This is a genomic window from Anaerobiospirillum sp. NML120448, from assembly GCF_023050945.1.
Taxonomy (GTDB): domain Bacteria; phylum Pseudomonadota; class Gammaproteobacteria; order Enterobacterales; family Succinivibrionaceae; genus Anaerobiospirillum.
Genome location: NZ_JALKIM010000017.1, coordinates 40497 through 60635 on the forward strand (window position 1 = coordinate 40497; position 20139 = coordinate 60635).

Sequence of the window (20139 nt, forward strand, 5' to 3'; positions counted from 1 at the left end):
GCGCCCTTATTTTAGGGAATTGTCAATTTATCTTAAGGACAACTGTTAGTTGATAGCATTAAAGCTGTTAATACCTAATCTAGTTGGTAAAACATATAAGCTCCAAAAAGATTGATAACTATTTAATTTTCAGCTCAATTCTTGTAGGTTCCCCTGATATTTTACTTGGAGAGCTTTTGTTCTCAGCCTATCGTGATAACTTTACTTATTAATGGAAACGATAGCTTTGCCTTAGTGATAAGAGCCTCGAAGTAAAATATTAGGAGAACCAGACTTCTTTATGAGATTTGAGGTACATAAAAATTTCTGCCTTACTCCCAGGTCTTGAAGACCTATTAAAGAAGCACAAAGCTTTGGTAACTAAAGAAGGCCAGCATAAGCTGGTTTTAGATGCCAGCCAACATCAACTACCAACTGAAAAGATCTCTAAATTTGCTATTAAAGTTATTAAAAGACTTAAGCAAGCAGGTTATGAGGCCTATTTAGTAGGCGGTGGTGTTCGTGATTTATTACTTGGCAAAACACCAAAGGACTTTGACGTTTCAACTAATGCTACTCCAGAGCAGGTACGTCGTTTATTTAATAATGCACGTATTATTGGACGCCGCTTTAAGATTGTTCATATCGTTTATTCCAACAACGATATTATTGAAGTAACTACTTTCCGCGGTGGCAATGCTAATAAGGTACAAGTATCTCGCCCTGTAGCAAGCGATAGCAAGCGTTTTGACGTACAAATTACCTCTGAGGGTATGTTAGTACGTGATAACAGCTATGGTAAGCGTATTGAAGAAGACGCTCAGCGTCGTGACTTTACCATTAATGCTATTTACTTAGACATTCAAACTGGAGAGCTTATCGATCTTCATGGTGGTCTTTATGATTTAACCCATGGCGTTATCGATATTATTGGTGATCCTGAAACCCGCTATCGTGAAGATCCTGTTCGTATCTTACGTGCAGCACGTTTTAGCGCCAAATTAGGTTTCCAATTATCTGATCGTACTAGAAACAGTATTGAGCCTTGCGCAAAATTACTGTCTCAAGTAGCTCCTGCTCGTATGTACGATGAGGTTAATAAGCTCTTTTTAACAGGTCATGCTCAAGCTAGTTTCAAGGTTTTAACCTCACTTGGTTTATTTGGTCATCTCTTTACCTTATCTGAGATGCTATTAAACTCTAGCTCTTGCCGTGATCTCTTAAATTACGCTTTTGCTAGCACCGATCAGCGCTTCCATGAGGGTAAGTGCAATAAGCCGCACTTCTTATATGCCATTATTTTATGGAATGAGTTCTTATGGAACTTCTATGAAGTCCGTGACGACTTAATGTTTAGTGCTGAAAATATTAACTATAAGAGCTTAATCTCTTTCTTGGCTTCTCAAGTAGTAATCAACCAATACAGCATTACTGCTATGCCAGAGCAGATCATTCGCTCTATAGCTTTACTATGGCGCTTACAATTCTTGCTCGAATCCAAAGAGCCTAAGAAGTATGTAAAAGAGACTACCTCTTACCATAGTTTCCGTGCTGCATTTGACTTATTTAAGCTTCGTGCTCAATTTGATAAGAGCTTAGCCTCACGAGTTGAGTTCTGGCAGCCTTATTATGATAAGTGCAAGTTAGAAGCTGAAAAGCGCTCTCGTGAGGAGCGAGCTTCTCGAGATGATCGTCGTAACTCTCGTCGTAACGCTTCACGCAATAATCGTAAAGACCGTCACGATGCTGAAAAAGAGTTCCCGATCTATGACTCACCAGCCTCTATCAATAAGGCTCGTAGCTGGCGTAAGTCCATGAACTTAGAGCCATAAATCATTAGGCTTACCCCTACATTATTTAAAGGCCAAAGCTAGTAGCCCCTATCAAGCTACACTTTGGCCTTAATTCTGTTTGCACCTAAGTGCAAGGACTATCTATGCAAGCTATTATTGCCCTTGGTTCTAACATGGGTCAAAGTATAGAGACCTTAACAGAGGCGCTAAAGGCCATCAACAATATTGACGGCGTAACCATAGTTAAAGCCTCTTCTTTATATCGCACTAAACCTGTAGGTTATCTTGACCAAGATGACTTTATTAATGCTGTTATTGAGCTTGAGATTTCTATCTTACCTATGGATCTTTATGATAACTTAGCTAAGATAGAACTTGATTTTGGTCGAGTTCGTTTGATTAAAAATGGTCCACGTACTCTAGATTTAGATGTCATTAGCTGTGATAATTTGCTAAGCGATGATCCTAAATTAATTTTGCCTCATCCACGTGCTCAAGAGCGTGCTTTTGTCATTGTGCCTATGAGTGAAATTGTCCCTAATCATGTCTTTGCAGATAGTAAGTTAAGTGTGCTACAAGTACTAGCAAAACTACCAGTAAAAGACGTTCAAGAAATTATTAAGCTTGAGCAAAATTGGGCTCAGATAGTTTAATTTAAGCTTTTATTTAACAAGATATCTTATGGCAGCTAATAACACTATTAAATTGATTGTTGGTTTAGGCAATGTAGGAGCTAAGTATGACCATACCCGCCATAATATGGGCTATGATCTCTTAGAGCTCATTGCACGCAAGTACAATATTAGCCTCCAACCTAATAGCAAGTTTTCAGGCTTACATGGTAAGGGTATGATTGAGGGCCATGAGGTTCACTTGCTTTTCCCTACTACCTTCATGAATGAATCAGGTAGAGCTGTAGGTGCCTTATGCAATTTCTTTAAAATTGCTCCTCAAGAAATTTTAGTTTTACATGATGAACTGGATTTAGCCCCAGGCCAGATGAAACTAAAATTTGGAGGTGGCCTAGCTGGTCATAACGGCCTAAAATCAATTACAGCTAATTTAAGCGGTAGCCAAGACTACTATCGTTTACGTATTGGTATTGGCAAAGGCCCAGACACTTATTCATGGGTTCTTGGTAAACCAAGCCCTACTGATCGTGCTTTAATTGAAGAGACTTTGGATGCTGCCACCATCAGCATTGGCACTATTTTTACTCAAGGCATTACCAAAGCAACCAGCGCTATTAATGGTTTCAAGCCGCTCCAGTGGCAAAAATAATAGCTAAGCACCAAATTACTTTAACTTTAACTCATATACTTGAGGTATTAACATGGGTTTTAACTGTGGTATCGTTGGTTTACCAAATGTGGGTAAATCTACCTTATTTAACGCTTTAACCAAGGCTGGCATCGCAGCAGAAAACTTCCCATTCTGCACCATTGATCCAAATACAGGTATTGTTCCTGTTCCTGATGTACGCTTAGATCAAATTGCTGCTATTGTTAAGCCACAGAAAGTTGTTCCAACAGCTATGGAATTTGTGGATATTGCAGGTTTAGTTAAGGGCGCTGCTGCTGGTGAAGGCTTAGGTAATAAGTTCCTATCTAACATTCGTGAAACTGATGCTATTGCCCATGTAGTAAGATGCTTTGACGATCCTAATGTAATCCACGTAAATGGCAAGGTTAACCCTGTTGATGACGTTGAAGTTATCAACACTGAGCTTGCTATTGCTGACTTAGAAGTTGCTGATAAGGCTCTCCAGCGCTTAGAGAAGAGAGCTCGCACAGGTGGCGATAAGGAAGCTTTAGCTCAGGTTATTGCTCTTGAAAAGGTAAAGCCAGCACTAGAACAAGGCAAGATGTTACGTGCTGTTGAGTTTACTCAAGAAGACTTAGCTGCTATGAAGGGCTTTAACTTCTTAACCTTAAAGCCAATGATGTATATTGCCAACGTTTCTGAGGATGGCTTTGAAAATAATCCATATTTAGATGGTTTACGTGAGTATGCTCAAAAGGAAGGCTCTATTGTAGTTCCTGTAAGTGCTTCTATTGAGGCTGACTTAGCTACTATGGAAGAGGAAGATCGCAAAGAGTTTATGGAGAGCATGGGTCTTGAAGAGCCTGGCTTAAACCGTGTAATTCGTGCAGGTTATCAGCTCTTAGGTCTACAAACCTTCTTTACTGCTGGCGTTAAGGAAGTTCGTGCTTGGACTGTTAAGGTTGGCGCAACCGCTCCACAAGCTGCAGGTAAGATTCACTCTGACTTTGAGCGTGGCTTCATTCGTGCCCAAACTATTGCCTTTGATGACTTTATTAAGTACAACGGCGAGGCTGGCGCTAAAGAGGCTGGTAAATTACGCTCTGAGGGTAAGGACTATATTGTACAAGACGGCGACCTCTTTGAGTTCCTCTTTAATGTATAAGACTAGTCTTTAGCTTAATGAAAAAAAGCCCTGCTTGAATCCTTGCAGGGCTTTTTTTTAAATATTTCTTACGTAAATTAAACCACGTAAAAAACCTACCAAGTAATGGTCGTAGGCAGGTTCGTGTTTAATATCAAAGCATAAGCTAACATCAAGCACCTTATCCATCTTAAGGCGCTCATAAAAACCTACATCACAGCTTGAGTCTGTAAGCAAATAATACTGATTAAAGCCTTTGCTTTTTAAAATATCCTCACCAGCTTGCACCAAAGCACGTCCCAAGCCCTTACCCTTAATCTTAGGATCAACAATCATGACCAAAAACTCAGGATCTTGAGGGTTAGGCACCATTTTTCTTAATTTTTGATAATTTTCAAAGAAAATACCATTAAACAGGCGAGATACTAAAGCCTGAGGCCAAAAATAAAGAGCAACTTTAGAGGTAAACTCTAGGGCACGAGCTTTACAACAGATAAAACGATTCTGTCTAAATAATGGCTGGTCTTGCTTAGTAGTGAGGCCTAAAATGCCTGTAGCATTATCATGCTCATCTACAGTAACCACAATATGAGTTGCAATATTTAGATAGTGCAACATAAAGTTTAGAGCATTTAAATAACCTATCCTCTTAGTAGGAGCATCAAAGAACCAAACTTCCTGAACTATCTTGATAATGCGTTTAAAGTCTTTCCCCCAATGGAAATTACGTATTTTTATATCACTCATAACTAATAGAAATATCTAATCCTAAACCACAACGTACTATGAGCATACAAACAAAAAAGCCACACTGCAATAGTGTGGCCTTATCCTAAAGATAATTATAAATAGCTTAATCGTGTAGATTTGTCTCATCAAATCTTACATGGCGATTAACAATAAAGATGTCGCCCTTGATTTGCTCTAAAACTAATTCGCTAGCACTTTGATCAAAGGAGCTTAATACACCTTCACGTGATGAAGTGCCCATGCATACCATGCGAGCCTCTAAAGTAGTACATACACGAGGAATCATTTCATCAACACGGCCTTCGGCCACATGGCATCTTTCTCTTGGAATGCCATGTTTATCTGCAAAATCATATAAAGCAGCGGTATGAATTGCAGGACGAGTTGAAGGCTTATTAGAGCCCATCATGATGGAAATATTGGTATCACCACCCATGAGACCGCCATGAACAGGAGGTACGCAATTTAATACGTGTACTTCGCCATTAAAGTTATCAGCAAAGATCTTGGCGGCAGTAATTAATACCTCATCAATGAACTTCTCATGATTGCTTTCTTCAAAATCAATAGCCAATAAAATAGCACGATCAAGACGCTGTGGTGCCTGTGGATCCTTAACAATTAAAAGTGGGATTGGCACTTGACGCATGATTTGAGAATCAATAGGAGAGAAGAAGAGATCCTTTAAGGTATTACGACGGTTAGCTGAAATAATTGCTAAATCGAAATGCTCAGACTTTAGTCCTGCATAGTGGCAGAATGAAGGAGCAACTTCTTCAGAAAATGCTATCTTAATCTCATAGTTCTTAATGCTAGGATAGCGATCCATTAGGGAGCTAACTTCTCTGGTATAGCGCTGTTCTAACTCAGGAAGTTTATCCTCGGTAAAATCCCTGACCACACGATAAAGTACCAATTTAAGATCAGGCATAAAACGCGCAAACTCGGCAGCACGCTCTAAGGCTGGCTGTTCCTCAGTAGGCTTAACGAGCACTAAAACCTTGTAGGACATATCTCCTCCTTACTCTAAAAATGTAGAGATAGCTACTCTTGATTCATTATTACAAAGCTTATGAGATATTAAAAAACATTTAACTCAAATATATGACCTGTAATCAATTTTAATTAAATTATTTTTGTCATCTATAAAGTTCAGCAAAGAAAGGCCGACAACACCCCCAATTTTGCCCTACTTTACTTTGCTATTATCCTTACTCCCAAAGCACCAACAGCAGCCCCATCAACCAAAGCAGCAACCAGCAGCAACCTCATCAGCCATAGCACCAACGGCATTAACAACAGACGAAGCAGCCTCATCAGCCACAGCGCCTAATAGCCCTTAATGGCAGGAGCCCTTAAGAGCTATGGCATCTATTTTGCCCCAAATAAAAAAACTCACTTAGCTAGTAATAGTCTAAGTGAGTTCTTTATGGAGGCTAAACTTACAAAAATTATTGACGGGCTAAGTAATCACCACTACATACATATTGGTAAGTAGTAAGAGCTTGTAAGCCCATTGGGCCACGAGCATGAAGTTTTTGGGTGGAAATAGCCACCTCAGCACCCATGCCAAATTGACCACCATCAGAGAAACGAGTGGAGGCATTAACATAGACACAAGCTGATGGTACAGAACGCTCAAACAGAGCAGCATTGGTCAAATTGTTAGTCAAAATTGCATCAGAGTGAATGGCTTTGTGCTTTCTAATATGAATAATGGCATCAGAGATACTATCCACCATAACCACATTCATCTGCAAGCCTAAAAACTCAGTATCAAAATCCTGTGCTGAACACTTACCTAAGAAAGGATAGTCACGTAAGATATCAGCCATTTCACCATGGGCATGAACTAAAATATGATGTTTTTCAAGCTCTGGAGCTAAATTATGCATTAATGAAGCAGCACGATCACGATGCACAATTAAAGTATCTAAAGCATTACATGCTGAAGGCTTTTGCACCTTTGCATTGATAATAACAGGCACAGAGCGCTCAATATCAGCAGAACTATCTACATAAATATGGCTTACACCAAAACCACCGACAATTACTGGAATAGTAGCGTGCTTAACACACATGCGGTGTAGAGCCTCACCACCACGTGGAATAATTAAATCAACATACTCATCCAAAGTTAATAAACGATTAACCATTTCACGATCTGTTGAAGTAATAAAATTTACACAGCTTGCTGGAATTGGGCTATTAGTCAAAGCCTCTTCCATAATCTCAAATAAAGTAAGATTAGTTTGGAAGCACTCAGAACCACCTCTTAAAATACAAGCATTACCTGATTTGATACATAGAGCAGCAATGTCGACAGTTACATTAGGGCGGGACTCATAAATAACGCCAATTACACCTAAAGGCACGACACGACGCATGATATTTAAACCTGATGGCACGGTATAGCCCTCAAGTATTTTACCTATAGGATCAGGAAGAGCTATCACACGCTCAATGCCCTCAACCATTTCATTGAAGCGAGCATCAGTTAATGTCATGCGATCAATCATAGGAGTTGGTAAAGAACGACTCTGAGCATCTGCCACTTCTTTAGCATTTACATCAAGAATAAAGCTCTTCATTTTTTTAAGCATAGAAGCTATATGTGCAAGTGCTTCATTTTTATCCTCAGTGCTGGCCATTGCTAAAGTGTGACTGGCTATCCTAGCGTTGTAGCCAACCTTATTCATATCAATACCAAAATCCATTTGAGACCAACCCTTTTAAATTTCATTACAAAACAATATGTAGATATTCTAGCCTTAAATTAACACTAAATCGTTTCTATGAATCACAACTCCATGAGAAAAACCTAATTTACTCTCAATTTCGTCGCTCTTACAACCACGAATTTGCTCACACTCTTGAGCAGTATAGCGAACTATACCTTTAGCCAATGATTTGCCATTTAAATCATCAATTTCAATGACGGCACCACGCAAGAACTCACCTGATACTTTGACAATGCCTGATGGCAATAAAGAAGAGCCACGCTCTACTAAAGCCTTAGCAGCACCATCATCAACAATCAATTTTCCAGCAGGTTTAGTAGTAGACGATAACCAAATCTTACGTAACTCAGTTGACTTGGTAGCGGTCTTAAAGAAAGTACCTTCACCTTGCTCGTTGATAAGATCCAACATAATGCTAGGATCTTTACCTGAGGCAATAATGAGCTCCACGCCACCTTGGGTCGCTATTTTGGCAGCTTTTACCTTTGTGGACATACCGCCTGTACCTAAATTAGTACCAGAGCCACCAGCTAACTTAATGATGCTCTCATCAATCTTATCTACTCGACGAATGAGCTTAGCCTCTGGATTGGTTCTTGGATCAGCATCATAAAGGCCCTTTTGGTCGGTTAACAAAATGAGCTTATCAGCCTCAATAGCACAAGCAGTAATGGCACCTAAAGTATCATTGTCGCCCACTTTAATTTCAGCGGTAGATAAAGCATCATTTTCATTAATAACTGGAACAATGCCATTATCAAGTAAAGCAAATAAAGTATCACGAGCATTTAAAAAGCGCTCACGATTTTCCAAATCAGCACGAGTTAAGAGTAATTGACCAATATGGATGCCATAAATAGCAAATAAATTAGACCAAACCTCAATTAAGTAGCCTTGACCTACGGATGCCAATAACTGCTTAGAACTTAATACTGGAGGTAAATTAGCATAATGCTTAACTACTTCACGACCAGCCGCCATAGCACCTGATGATACTAAGGTAACCCTATGGCCCTGCTCACGCATTTTAGCCACTACACGTACTATTTCTAACATATGAGCACGATTAAGCTCATTTTTGCCTTGGGTAAGAGTGCTAGTGCCTAACTTAATAACAATATTTTGACCATCGCTATTTAAAGTATTGTTATCTAATGATGATTGATCCATAGTGGTGTCCAGATTAGTTCTTTTGTTGTACTTTCGTTTACTAGGATAAACTCTTGGGCTGCCATCACGCTTAAATAAACGCTTAAACTCATCTAAAGTATAGAACTTGCCTTGCCATACTTTGCCCAAAGTAACTCGATTTTCAGAGTGAGCTCCTGATGGAGTTTGGAAATACTCACGCTCACAAACATAGAGCCATTTTTTGGTGGGGTATAAAACGGCTTTAGGATTGTCGTGAGGAAAATCAATAATATCCTCTTTGCGAATTTGATCTTTCTTGTCAGTACTCATAGCAACCATTTTCGGAAGTTAACTACCAAACATTATAGCAACCATTTTTAAGAAAACTACCCAATTACCAAAAATAGTTAATATTATCTACAGCCTAAAAACATCAGTAAAACACTATATTTATCGCAAAAAACGTCCTGTAAGGACTTACTGTCAGTAGTAAAGTCATTCCCCATTTTAGAGCTCATGCCCCAAATGTTTCCGTATTCTAAACGCACAAAAATAAAAATGCGGCTCAAGAAAACCTAAGCCGCACTTTGAATACAAAAAACTAGATTTTTAACATAAGCTCTTATGACAAAAGATGCTCTTTAAAGAAGAGGGCAATATCATTAAACACCTTAGGAGCAAATTCACTAACTCTAATGTGTTTATGTTTGATTACCGTGTTATTAGTAAAAGCATTATTAATCACAGCCAAGTCATCATCATTAAACTTAAGATCAACTGGAGTAAAGACGCTTAATACTGGTACTTTATTGCTAGCATGGTAACCAATTAAGCCTTGTTTCTTAAGGGATAGCATCTGCATTTGCGGCACAATAGTTTCCCAATTGCTAGCATCCAGATTCAATCTATTAGCTAAAGAAGAGCGGGCTGCTAGTGGCATATTATTAAGCAGCTTATGATTGATATAAGCGTTGTGAACAGCAGGACTGGCAAGTGCAATAGCCTTAAACACATCAGGACGCAAGAGCGCTAATCTGGCCACAGGATTAGAGCTAAAACGATAGCCCATAGCTCCGATAGCGCTACTATCAATGTAGTTAACATGCTCACGCAAATAATCAACAGCAGCCTCTAAAATGTCTGAGGTATTAGCGTCTAAGGTAATTTTTGAGGCATCACCCATACCTGGCATATCAATAACAAAGATAGCAATGCCCATCTTTCTAAAATAGTCGCTAAAAAGACGATAGTAGTCAGTAGAGGTATCACCATAGGCAGTAACCACGATGACGCATGGCTGGAGCGTTTTATTGTCCACGCTATGCAAGTGGCCTGTAACTTTTTCACCTCTAACTAAGAAGGTCAACTCCTTATAATAGCCAAACTCTTTTTCGTCATTAAAAATCTTTCTATATGCCTGACGACCTAATAAAGAAGCTTGAGCGGCTAAGACATCTCCCTTTAAATTAGGATAGGCAGCAATAGCAAAATAGCGGGATGCCATACGATAGTGGTGGCTGGCCTCAGGTAAGTTGCCCTGCTCGGTAGCAAGACGAGCTCTCATAACACGCTCTTGAGCAATAGAGCTAAACTCATAAATCCAATTGCCCGCACCATATTGGCTAACAGTATCAAAGCAAGTTTCACGAGAACGCTCGTTCTTGCTCATAATGATATTGGATAAGGCCAATTCAATGTCTAAATTATTTCCGCCTAAATATGTCCAAGTATAGAGATTTAAAGGGCGATACCACTTAGATCTAAAAGGAGAGCCCATAAAATGCAAGCCATCACCCACATCTGGCAGTGGACAGCCAGAATTGGAGATTAAAGAGGTCTCAATATAATCATGCTTTGGCTTAAATAAAATTTCGCTTAAATTAGCAGAGGTATTTTGGCTATCGCTCATTTTCTTTCTCCAAAGCCCTGCAAATAGGACACTACTAGTATGTACGGTTCTTGTTGAGCCTAAGGTAAATAATGTTAGATGGCTACTAGGATCGTAAAATATTATTAGACCATGGTACCACGGCTAAACTATTATGGAGATAAAAAAATCAAAGAAGGGACGTATAAAAAAGCAAGATCCTTATTACTCATTAGCATCATCTTGCCAAAATACTAATGAATAATAAGGATCTGTAAGGATATACACAATGGAAAGAACCGCCCAGAATTAAAACTAGAGAGTTCCACAAATGAGGTATTTCTAGTAATTTCCTGTCGTTAGCCTATGCTAACTCCATTTAGCTATCTTGTCAATCTAATGAATCGCACAAAAATTTTCATAATAAGCCTACAAAACAACTATTTACTTTTTATGTGTAAATTAATTATTAAACTAATATTCATATTTTTATTATGATTTTTATTTGTTTTTAATAAAAAATAGTATAATATAAACAATGCACTATGCATGAATAGTGATAGCGCTAATTAGCCATTATTCTGTCAACTAATAAGGAATGCCCCATGGATTTACAATACATTCTTAGTGTTAGGTTTTACGGTGAGCCTAACGAACTTGAAAAGATCGAGCAACTCGTTAACCAATATCAACGTGACTATGAAGATCGCGATCTTGAAGTTGTTAAACAGCTAGCTGTAGCTTGTGGTATTGAAAAAGAAAAGGCTGATTTCTTTATTGATGAACTCCATCCAGCAAGACTAGCTGAAGTGAGCAAATTTCATAATCAACTATTCGTAGACTTTACCACCCATCCATGGACTGCCATTTTACTTAAGTCTATGATGCTCAACATCAAAGGAGCATGTAAGTGTACTTGGCTTTATTTCGGTAATCATGTCGATAGCGCTACTTTCTATGATGAGGAACTGCAAAAGTATACTGATGAACTTTTGACCGCCAAAAATTATTTATGTTTTGATGAAGCCGACGAGGATAGGCAACTTTACAATGAAGAAGAGGATTTATACTTTGAACTTGATAGTTTAGAGGAATCACTTAATTACTGGTGTGAATACAATAAGATTGATCCTGAGGAATATACTCAAGAGCAACTAATCGAATTAATCTCTCAGCCTAATGAAGACTTTGCTCCAGTTGTTAGTTTCTTTAAAAAAGAAACCTACATTCCTCCTTATGCCTACAAAACTATGGCTAAGATCATCTTTAAAGGCGATGAAGACACTATTCTAGAAATCTATAATGCAGCTAAATATGCAATTGACGATTATAGTGGTGATTTTTATACGTTTGTCGAAGATTATAATGAGGATGACGACTATAGCTATAGTTGCAAGCTCTTAGATGCTAAATGCACCCAAAATGATGGTCAGGACTGTGAATTAGAGATTACCGCTGTCTCCTACTTTGACCCTCTAGAAGGTGAAGCTGTAAAGGCAGATATTTCTATCATAGACGATTTTTATAATCTTAAGGACTACATATCTGAGACTCATAATGCAGAAATTCTCGCTAATGTTTACTTAGTATCTAATTGTGATTTAGCAACTGATTGTCAAATTGACGATGAAGATTGCCCTCAAGTAGGATATTTGTCAGTTAATGCTCAGGATGAATTTGGCGAGGCTGCTAATTTCTTAATGTGCGATTATTTAGATAAATTAATCGATCGCTGGTGTGAGCTAGTTCATTACGATGGCGACAGAAAGGAAGCTACTGAAATGCTAGATTTAATCAACAACTATAGCTATCAAAAAGAAAGCACCAAAATTCAAGCTGGCCTGATAAGTGCTAACGATTAAGTCATATATGTGAATTTTAGTTAAATTAAAAAGGCTGTCACCATTACTGGGACAGCCTTTTTATTTGTCAATTAGCTTAGAGATTAATTATTTAGATTACGTCTAAGCCTTTTAAGTATTCTAAGAGCTCTGGCATCTTCTTCTTGCCAAAGGTCTCATGCTTGCCATTCACTACTAAGCAAGGTACTGACATCACATTAAACTCAGTTCTCATATCAGGATAGAGACCAACATCATAAACGTGAGTAGTTACCTTATCGGATAAAGAGGCAATACGCTGAGCTGCTACCACTAAATCAGGGCACATGGTGCAAGATAAAGATACTAAAACCTGCATCTTTACTTCTTTGCTGATGTTTAAGATAGCATTGCGATCGGCATCATCAATTGGCTGACCAGGGCCTGCTGCATTGTACATACCTAAAACAAAAGAGGTAAATTCATGACCGCCAGGCACGCCGTGGAAGGCCATGTTAGCAGGGGTGCCATCTTCTTTGATAAACTCAACAAAAGGTAAGTGCTCGCCCTCATCGGTAGTCTCTAGAGCTAACTTATCACTTAAATCACTAAGCTCAGTCATAGCACGTAAGAGCTCATTACCCTTCTCATCGCCCTTAGTATGAACTCGTAGCGTAATCTTAGAGCCCATTCTTTCAAAGACAGCATTTAACTGAGGAATAAAGTCTGGAGAAATAAAGCTTTCACTTTGAGCCTCAGGAGCAATTGATGCACGAGGCTCTTGAGGAGCCTTACGAGTAGCATTAGGCACTTCAGGAACTAAACCAGTCTTATCATGCATAGTAGCTGCAACCTTTTCCATTGCTGCGGCGGCTAAAGCACCATCTGACACAGCTGTTACAACCTGACGTAATGTCTTAATACATACGTCACCTGCGGCAAATACGCCTTTTACATTAGTTTCTTGGTTGTGGTCAGTAATAATATAGCCCTGCTCATTTAAAGCTACCTTATCTTTTACCAAAGCAGTATTTGGAACATAGCCAGCAAATACGAACACACCAAAGGTATCATTATTTTCTGCTGTATAAGTAAAGGTTTCGTTTGTCTTATTGTTGAAGATCTGAGCGCTAGTAATACCAAATTGATTACCGCTCACAGACTTAACCTCGTGATTAAAGAGTACTTTAATCTTAGGGTGAGCCATAACCTCATCAGCAATAGAGCGAGCACAAGAGAAGCTATCTTTACGAACTAAAATAGTTACCTTGCTGGCATAACGAGTTAAGAACATAGCCTCTTCAGCAGAAGCATAGCCACCACCGATTACTAAAAGCTCTTTACCAGTAAAGAACTCACCATCGCAAGTAGCACAGTAAGCTACACCATGGCCACGGAACTCACTTTCTCCCTCAAAGCCAATATGACGAGGGTTAGCGCCTGTACAAATTAATACAGAAAAAGCACGTAAAGTTCCGCTATTAGTGATCACCTCTTTGATATCACCATCAAGCTTAACATCTAATACCTCAGCTAACTTAACTTCGGCACCAAAGTTAATGGCTTGACGACGCATAGTGTCGGTTAAAGCTTCACCAGAGGTTGACTCTACACCAGGGTAATTAACCACTTCGTGAGTAATAGTAATTTGACCACCAAAGCGATCTTTTTCTAAGACTAAAACACGATAACGGGCACGAGCTAAATATAAAGCAGCAGTAAGACCAGCAGGACCACCACCAACAATGATGGCATCAAATAAATTATCGTTTGCGCTCATGATTGAAACCTAAATTACAGCAAAAAGTCTCAGGATCTAGTAATTAATAAACCTACTTTAGCAAAAAACTATCACAATATGGCGTTTAAGTTGATAGATTTTTAGCTAGTAAGACAAACAACATAGCAAACACAGCAATTACTGTATTTCTAAGTACGCAGAAAAGCTAGAGTTAGCCAAAGCTAACCATAAGGACGTGATAAATGACAATTATCGTAATTACTAAAAAACCCCCAGCAACAATGTTAGGTCACATGGGGGTTTTTTGATAAAAGAAAGCCCCCATAAGGGGACTTCCTTTTGGCTCAACGCCTTAGAACAACTAGTTAAAACTAGTAGTCAAATTAGAGGGTACCGATTAAATCGAGACCTGGCTTTAAGGTAGCCTGACCTGGCTGCCACTTAGCTGGGCAAACCTGATCGCCGTGCTCAGCAACAAACTGTAAAGCCTTAACACGACGTAATAACTCATCAGCGTTACGGCCAACGTTGCCAGCTAATACCTCATAAGAAACGATCTTACCCTCTGGGTTGATAATGAAGGTACCACGCTCTGATAAGCCAGCTTCCTCAATGTATACGTCGAAGTCCTTAGCTAACTTGTGGTTAGGATCGGCGAGCATTGGGTACTCAATAGCCTTGATGGTGTCAGAAGCGTCAGCCCATGCCTTGTGAACAAAGTGAGAGTCGCAAGAAACAGAGTAAATTTCACAGCCGATTGCCTTGAACTCAGCATACTTCTCAGCTAAATCCTTTAACTCAGTTGGGCATACGAAGGTGAAATCAGCTGGGTAAAAGAAGAATACAGACCACTTGCCTAAAAGATCAGCCTTGGTAACTTCCTTGAAGTCCTTGTTAACGTAGGCCTGAACAGCGAAATCTGCAACTTCCTTATTGATAAAAGACATCTAAAACTCCTTGAAACGAATCACTTGCCTTTTTGCTAAAACGCTCCAGCGAAGGTCACGATTTAGCTCTAAGACACTCATATATGAGTATATGAGCTTTCTTTATAAATGTGGTTAAATATTTACAAGAAATGTGCTCTATAACACAACTTTTATCACCAAAGCTTATTTGGCTACTTGAAATATTTTGAAATCTGTCTTGTTCTATGTGCTGTAGCACTGAACTTGGTATGGCACCCATTATATAGATAATCTTTGCAAATTGGGCTCACTTGATAAATTGGCTCAATATAAGTGAATATTTACCAAGAAATTAATGATTTTTTAAAGAAATTTTAAATAGCATTTTCATAAGAAAAGGCTTATTTATGGCAAAAATAGCACCACAATAAATTTTTAAAATATTTTTAAAAATTGTCTAAAATCATGAAATTTTTCCCACTAATTTTTATACATTAGACAAAATAAACCATGTAGCACCCATTTTTTCATATAATTTGCACTTCATAATCGTTAGCATAATTATCTAATTTGAGTGCTGCTCATGGCGGGTGCTTTATTTAAGATAGCTCTCTTGATAATGATTATGTCAGTGCAAAAATGCCCCACTTTTTATTAAGAAGGATGGACTTATGGAAGCTTTAAGCTCCACTTTTTATGCCACTAGCTTTACTTTTTTAATGACTACGCTTGGTGCAGCGGCAGTCTTGATTTCTAAAAAGAAACCCTCGCCACTGTTTACTAAGCTCTCTTTAGGTTTTGCAGCAGGCATTATGATCGCTGCATCTGTATGGTCATTGCTTATGCCAGCTATTGATCAACTAGAGAGTGAGGGAAAAACCGCAGCTTTTCCTGTTGCTACTGGCTTTATTTTAGGTGCAGCTTTCTTAATGATGTTAGATAAGATCATGCCTCACCTACATATTAATAGTCAGGAACCAGAAGGCCCTAAAACTACTTTAGGTAAGCACCAGCTCTTATTTTTAGCTATGACTATTCACAATATCCCAGAGGGCATGGCTGTAGGTATTTCTTTTGTAGCAGCAGCTGCTATTAATACTCCTGAGGCCTACTCAGCAGCCATTGCACTTACTATTGGTATGGGCATACAAAACGTACCAGAGGGCACAGCCGTAACTTTACCGCTGCGTGCTAGTGGTATGTCCTCAGGTAAATCATTTATTTTTGGTGTCATTTCTGGTTTAGTTGAGCCTATTGCTGCCCTAATTGTGGTGATGCTCTCTTCCTTATTTATCCCTATCATGCCTTGGCTATTGTCTTTTGCCGCTGGAGCCATGATTTATGTAGTCATTGAAGAGTTAATACCTACTGCTCGTTTGGGCGAACACTCTGATATTGGCACTATTGCCGTAATCTTAGGCTTTGTTCTTATGATGGTATTAGATACCTCTTTAGGCTAAAGCTACAGGTATAATTTGTCTGTTCTTTACATGTTTTACTATTAACTGGCTTTGCTTGTCATGAATCAAGTTGTTAAAAAACCACGTCTATTGCGTTCAGGTATAGTCACAGCCTCAGCTACTTTCCTGTCTCGAATTTTAGGCATGGTTAGAGATATTGCTATCGCTCAACTATTGGGCGCTGGTCTAATGGCTGACGTTTTCTTCTTTGCCAATCGTATTCCTAATTTCTTTAGAAGATTGTTTGCCGAAGGAGCCTTTGCTCAAGCTTTTGTGCCTGTGCTAACCAAAACATCTAAAGAGCAAAGCTCATCTGAACTTAGAGAACTGATAGCTAAAAGCGCAGGTACCTTAGGCTTAATTGTTTTTGTTATTTCCTTAATTGGTATGCTTGCCTCTCCTGTAGTAACAGCTATTTTTGGTTGGGGCTGGTTTGAGTCTTGGCTTAACGATGGCCCTGATGCTCATAAATTTACCCAAGCTAGCTTTTTATTGGAAATTACCTTCCCTTACTTGTTTTTTATTACCTTAACTGCTTTATGTAGTTCGGTATTAAATGTTCATGGCAGCTTTGCTATTCCAGCCATTACTCCATGTTTACTCAATGTAGTTATGATTGGTACAGCCTACTTTATCGCCCCTAACTTTGAAGATCCTAATGTCATTTTATCCATTGGTATGGTGGTAGGCGGTGTAGTGCAATTAGTGTTTCAATTGCCTTTTGTCTATAAATTAGGTCTGATGGTATTACCAAAATGGGGATGGCATCATCCTGGCGTTGTTCGTATCAGAACTTTAATGATTCCAGCTCTCTTTGGTGTCTCTGCTAGCCAGTTAAATCTTTTAGTTAATACTGTCTTAGCCTCATTTTTAGCTACAGGTTCTATTTCTTACCTGTACTACTCTGATCGCCTCTTAGAGTTTCCTATTGGTATTTTTGCCGTAGCTATTTCTACTGTGATTTTACCTGCACTATCACGCTGTGACTTTAATAGCGAGCATGATAAATACAATAAAACCTTAGACTGGGGTGTACGTCTCGTGCTCTTGCTTGGCATTCCTTCGGCCTTAGGTATTATGGCGCTACGAGAGCCTATCTTAAGAGTTATCTTTATGCGAGGTGCTTTTGGCTCAGAGCATGTACTCTTAAGCGCTCAATCCTTACTTGCATCAGTAGTAGGCTTATGCGCCATTATGCTAGTTAGAGTACTAGTTCAAGGCTTTGCCGCCATCCAAGATACTAAAACCCCAGTACGCTGCTCTATGGTAGCTATTGGCGCTAACATTGTCTTTAATTTAATTTTGGTATGGCCTTTAGGTTATGTAGGCTTGGCCTTATCTACAGCCTTAGCGGCCTTTGTTAATGCAGGGCAGCTAATTTATCTTTTGCATAAGAAAAATATCTACCGCATTTCCAAGACCTCCATATTGTTTATTATTAAGGCTTTAATTTCAGGCATTATCATGGCTGTTAGCGTGCGCTATGTAGCTCCTGAATTTGAGGCCTGGGTACAGATGGACACCTTAACCTCTATTGGCTATTTAAGTGCTTTAATTGTAGGTGGTGCTCTGGTATTTACCAGCTGCTGTTTAATATTAGGTATTAGACCTCGCCACATTAAAATGTAATTTTTCTTTTTTAGCCCTCTTTAGTACCCAGGCAATTTACTATTGAGGGCTTTTTTTATGATTTTTTAGCTATAAATCACAAAACCTAAAAGACCTTATCAACAAATCCTAATTTATAGCTGCGCTTGCCTTAATATAGAGTCATGTGTTTGAGCACCTTTTGGGCGTGTCAGCTAGCACATCTCCATTTATCTTGATCTATCACCCCTTGAGGTCGGCACGACTGGAGATACAGGCTAGGCTTAAGGAGATTGCCAAATGAGACAGTACCATAACATTCTGGTCATCATAGAGCCTAAAAAAGACCAGCAATTAGCTCTTAACCGAGCTATTGAAATTGCTCGTTTCAACCCTAAGGTAACCATTACTGCACTCCGTCTCATTTACGACTTTTCTAACGATATTCCATTTATCGGCAAGAAGAGTGAAATGACTTCTCACGAAGATGTAGAAGAAGTTACTACTCAAGAGCTTCAAAAAATTATTGCTGCTGCTTTAGAGAAACATCAAGATATAGATCCTGAAAGCTTTACTATTGTGCCTTCAGTAAAATGGACAAGAGATGTTTCTGAGGGTATGTTAAATGAGGCTAATAGTGGTAACTTTGATTTGATCATTAAAGGAGCCAATCACCACGGCCTACTTGATTCTATTATCTTTACTCCTCATGATTGGAACTTATTACGTCACTCCAACATTCCAGTAGTTATCGCCAAAGAACACACTTGGGATGAGAATAGCACTATTGTTGTGGCTGTTGACTTTACCTCTGGTGAAAAACAGCTCATGAATGTCTTGCTATTGCGTGAGGCTCAGCTCTTATCAACTATTACTGGAGCCCCTATCCATTTAGTTAATGGTGCTCCTGTGGTTTTACCTACTGTAATGCTAGAAGTACCTAACTATGCTCCAGAGCTTTATGCTGAGAGTATTTTAGCTGAGCATAAGAGAAGAATCATTGAATTTGCCCATCACCACAATATTGCAGATGATCATTGCCATATTGCTGAGGGTATGCCTGATGATGTGCTGCCAAAACTATGTAAAAAACTTCATGCTAGCACTGTATTTATCGGATCTCATGGCCGCTCAGGCGTTGGCGCAGCCTTGATTGGTAATACTTGTGAGGAAATTGTTGATTTCATTAATGCCGATCTATTTGTGCTTAACCGCAACACCTTAGATCACGAACACCGTATTGCTCACACTCAAGAATAATTTTTTAATAGCCAAAACATAATATTAACCTCAGGCTCCATCACACCCACATGGGGCCTTTTTTATCCCAATCCCCAAGCTCCAAGCCCAGCCTTGCCTAGCCACTGCCAAGCTCCAGCCAGTGACAACGCCAAACCACAGCCCCAGCCAGCGCTAGCGCCAGTGCTAGCGCCTGGCATGATGTCCCAAGCTAAAGCGCCCGCTCTAGTACCAATCTAAAACCAAGTTCAAAGCTATGGTAAGAGCAAGCTTTCATTGAGACTTTAACCATCAAGGCCCTGGTGCTACTCTTACATACCAGTACTTAAGTTTTGCTCTAAAACAAGGCAAAAACGCCTCAATTTAGTGAGCCATATTGCTGGCAATAAATTTTTATAAAAAAGCCTATAATAGCGCTGTGTTACCTTTAACATGCGGCACTTAAAATTGCGATATTTTAAGTATTTTAGAGCTTTACCACTTAGTTTCTGCCATGAATGACGCACTTACCAATGCTTTTAGCGTACTACTGATTATCTGCCTAGCTTATTTCTTACGAGATTTTTATCACTATTGATTTGAGTCACATTTTTTATGTTACACGGTAACATTAATTTTGTAATATATGAGCTATGCTGTATTTTAATATTAATTCTGTCTAAAGTTTTAGTTAAAGGTCGAATATGTCTCCATCTTCTCTTGATGATATCATCCAA

15 protein-coding genes are annotated in these 20139 nt (G+C 39.0%); 8 read left to right on the plus strand and 7 right to left on the minus strand.

Annotation, left to right across the window (positions count from 1 at the left end; translation table 11 throughout):
- The first annotated feature begins 287 nt into the window (after positions 1 to 287).
- From pcnB to ychF, 4 genes are all read left to right on the plus strand, one after another.
- Entirely contained in the window at positions 288 to 1811 is a 1524-nt protein-coding gene (gene pcnB, locus MXE38_RS04845; protein ID WP_246912750.1) for a polynucleotide adenylyltransferase PcnB, read from the plus strand.
- A gap of 104 nt (positions 1812 to 1915) precedes the next feature.
- Complete coding sequence (gene folK / locus MXE38_RS04850; protein ID WP_246912752.1) at positions 1916 to 2425, plus strand: 2-amino-4-hydroxy-6-hydroxymethyldihydropteridine diphosphokinase; 510 nt, start codon at positions 1916 to 1918, stop codon at positions 2423 to 2425.
- A gap of 28 nt (positions 2426 to 2453) precedes the next feature.
- Complete coding sequence (gene pth, locus MXE38_RS04855) at positions 2454 to 3053, plus strand: aminoacyl-tRNA hydrolase (RefSeq protein WP_246912753.1); 600 nt, start codon at positions 2454 to 2456, stop codon at positions 3051 to 3053.
- A 52-nt stretch (positions 3054 to 3105) separates the two neighbouring features.
- Positions 3106 to 4200: a redox-regulated ATPase YchF gene (gene ychF, locus MXE38_RS04860; protein WP_246912756.1), complete on the plus strand. Its 1095-nt coding sequence runs from the start codon at positions 3106 to 3108 to the stop codon at positions 4198 to 4200.
- Positions 4201 to 4257: 57 nt separating this feature from the next.
- On the opposite strand, the gene MXE38_RS04865 is transcribed toward ychF, so the two are convergent.
- The 5 genes from MXE38_RS04865 to MXE38_RS04885 all read right to left on the minus strand — a co-directional run bounded on the left by MXE38_RS04865 (position 4258) and on the right by MXE38_RS04885 (position 10710).
- A complete protein-coding gene (locus MXE38_RS04865; protein ID WP_246912758.1) occupies positions 4258 to 4926 on the minus strand; it encodes a GNAT family N-acetyltransferase in 669 nt (222 codons plus the stop codon).
- A gap of 106 nt (positions 4927 to 5032) precedes the next feature.
- A complete protein-coding gene (locus MXE38_RS04870) occupies positions 5033 to 5941 on the minus strand; it encodes a universal stress protein (RefSeq protein WP_246912761.1) in 909 nt (302 codons plus the stop codon).
- Positions 5942 to 6380: 439 nt separating this feature from the next.
- The gene (locus tag MXE38_RS04875) at positions 6381 to 7634 is read right to left on the minus strand and encodes a glutamate-5-semialdehyde dehydrogenase (RefSeq protein ID WP_246912774.1); all 1254 of its coding nucleotides are present in this window, start codon (positions 7632 to 7634) and stop codon (positions 6381 to 6383) included.
- Positions 7635 to 7700: 66 nt separating this feature from the next.
- Complete coding sequence (proB, locus tag MXE38_RS04880) at positions 7701 to 8840, minus strand: glutamate 5-kinase (RefSeq protein WP_246912775.1); 1140 nt, start codon at positions 8838 to 8840, stop codon at positions 7701 to 7703.
- A gap of 583 nt (positions 8841 to 9423) precedes the next feature.
- Positions 9424 to 10710 (minus strand): alpha/beta hydrolase, encoded by a 1287-nt coding sequence (locus tag MXE38_RS04885; protein ID WP_246912762.1) that lies wholly within the window; start codon positions 10708 to 10710, stop codon positions 9424 to 9426.
- Positions 10711 to 11273: 563 nt separating this feature from the next.
- Between MXE38_RS04885 and MXE38_RS04890 the strand changes: the two genes are divergently transcribed.
- On the plus strand, positions 11274 to 12530 hold the full coding sequence (locus MXE38_RS04890; RefSeq protein ID WP_246912765.1) for a hypothetical protein: 1257 nt from the start codon (positions 11274 to 11276) through the stop codon (positions 12528 to 12530).
- A gap of 91 nt (positions 12531 to 12621) precedes the next feature.
- On the opposite strand, the gene MXE38_RS04895 is transcribed toward MXE38_RS04890, so the two are convergent.
- Both MXE38_RS04895 and ahpC read right to left on the minus strand, forming a co-directional pair.
- Positions 12622 to 14268, minus strand: coding sequence for an FAD-dependent oxidoreductase (locus tag MXE38_RS04895; RefSeq protein ID WP_246912767.1), 1647 nt, complete (start codon positions 14266 to 14268; stop codon positions 12622 to 12624).
- 344 nt (positions 14269 to 14612) lie between these two features.
- Positions 14613 to 15176: an alkyl hydroperoxide reductase subunit C gene (gene ahpC / locus MXE38_RS04900; RefSeq protein ID WP_246912769.1), complete on the minus strand. Its 564-nt coding sequence runs from the start codon at positions 15174 to 15176 to the stop codon at positions 14613 to 14615.
- 632 nt (positions 15177 to 15808) lie between these two features.
- Here ahpC and MXE38_RS04905 point away from each other — a divergent pair.
- The 3 genes from MXE38_RS04905 (at position 15809) to uspE (ending at position 19444) form a co-directional block, all read left to right on the plus strand.
- Complete coding sequence (locus MXE38_RS04905; RefSeq protein WP_246912770.1) at positions 15809 to 16597, plus strand: ZIP family metal transporter; 789 nt, start codon at positions 15809 to 15811, stop codon at positions 16595 to 16597.
- Positions 16598 to 16657: 60 nt separating this feature from the next.
- Positions 16658 to 18226 carry a murein biosynthesis integral membrane protein MurJ gene (gene murJ, locus MXE38_RS04910; protein ID WP_246912772.1) on the plus strand — a complete coding sequence of 523 codons (1569 nt, stop codon included), beginning with the start codon at positions 16658 to 16660 and terminating at the stop codon, positions 18224 to 18226.
- A gap of 258 nt (positions 18227 to 18484) precedes the next feature.
- A complete protein-coding gene (gene uspE / locus MXE38_RS04915; RefSeq protein ID WP_246912773.1) occupies positions 18485 to 19444 on the plus strand; it encodes a universal stress protein UspE in 960 nt (319 codons plus the stop codon).
- Positions 19445 to 20139: the final 695 nt, after the last annotated feature.

What these genes read in the sequence shown, in the direction of transcription:
- folK (WP_246912752.1), top strand. Translation starts at nt 1,916, where the DNA reads ATGCAAGCTATTATTGCCCTTGGTTCTAACATGGGTCAAAGTATAGAG.
- pth (WP_246912753.1), top strand. Translation starts at nt 2,454, where the DNA reads ATGGCAGCTAATAACACTATTAAATTGATTGTTGGTTTAGGCAATGTA.
- ychF (WP_246912756.1), top strand. Translation starts at nt 3,106, where the DNA reads ATGGGTTTTAACTGTGGTATCGTTGGTTTACCAAATGTGGGTAAATCT.
- MXE38_RS04865 (WP_246912758.1), bottom strand. Translation starts at nt 4,926, where the DNA reads ATGAGTGATATAAAAATACGTAATTTCCATTGGGGGAAAGACTTTAAA.
- MXE38_RS04870 (WP_246912761.1), bottom strand. Translation starts at nt 5,941, where the DNA reads ATGTCCTACAAGGTTTTAGTGCTCGTTAAGCCTACTGAGGAACAGCCA.
- proB (WP_246912775.1), bottom strand. Translation starts at nt 8,840, where the DNA reads ATGGATCAATCATCATTAGATAACAATACTTTAAATAGCGATGGTCAA.
- MXE38_RS04885 (WP_246912762.1), bottom strand. Translation starts at nt 10,710, where the DNA reads ATGAGCGATAGCCAAAATACCTCTGCTAATTTAAGCGAAATTTTATTT.
- MXE38_RS04890 (WP_246912765.1), top strand. Translation starts at nt 11,274, where the DNA reads ATGGATTTACAATACATTCTTAGTGTTAGGTTTTACGGTGAGCCTAAC.
- MXE38_RS04895 (WP_246912767.1), bottom strand. Translation starts at nt 14,268, where the DNA reads ATGAGCGCAAACGATAATTTATTTGATGCCATCATTGTTGGTGGTGGT.
- ahpC (WP_246912769.1), bottom strand. Translation starts at nt 15,176, where the DNA reads ATGTCTTTTATCAATAAGGAAGTTGCAGATTTCGCTGTTCAGGCCTAC.
- MXE38_RS04905 (WP_246912770.1), top strand. Translation starts at nt 15,809, where the DNA reads ATGGAAGCTTTAAGCTCCACTTTTTATGCCACTAGCTTTACTTTTTTA.
- murJ (WP_246912772.1), top strand. Translation starts at nt 16,658, where the DNA reads ATGAATCAAGTTGTTAAAAAACCACGTCTATTGCGTTCAGGTATAGTC.
- uspE (WP_246912773.1), top strand. Translation starts at nt 18,485, where the DNA reads ATGAGACAGTACCATAACATTCTGGTCATCATAGAGCCTAAAAAAGAC.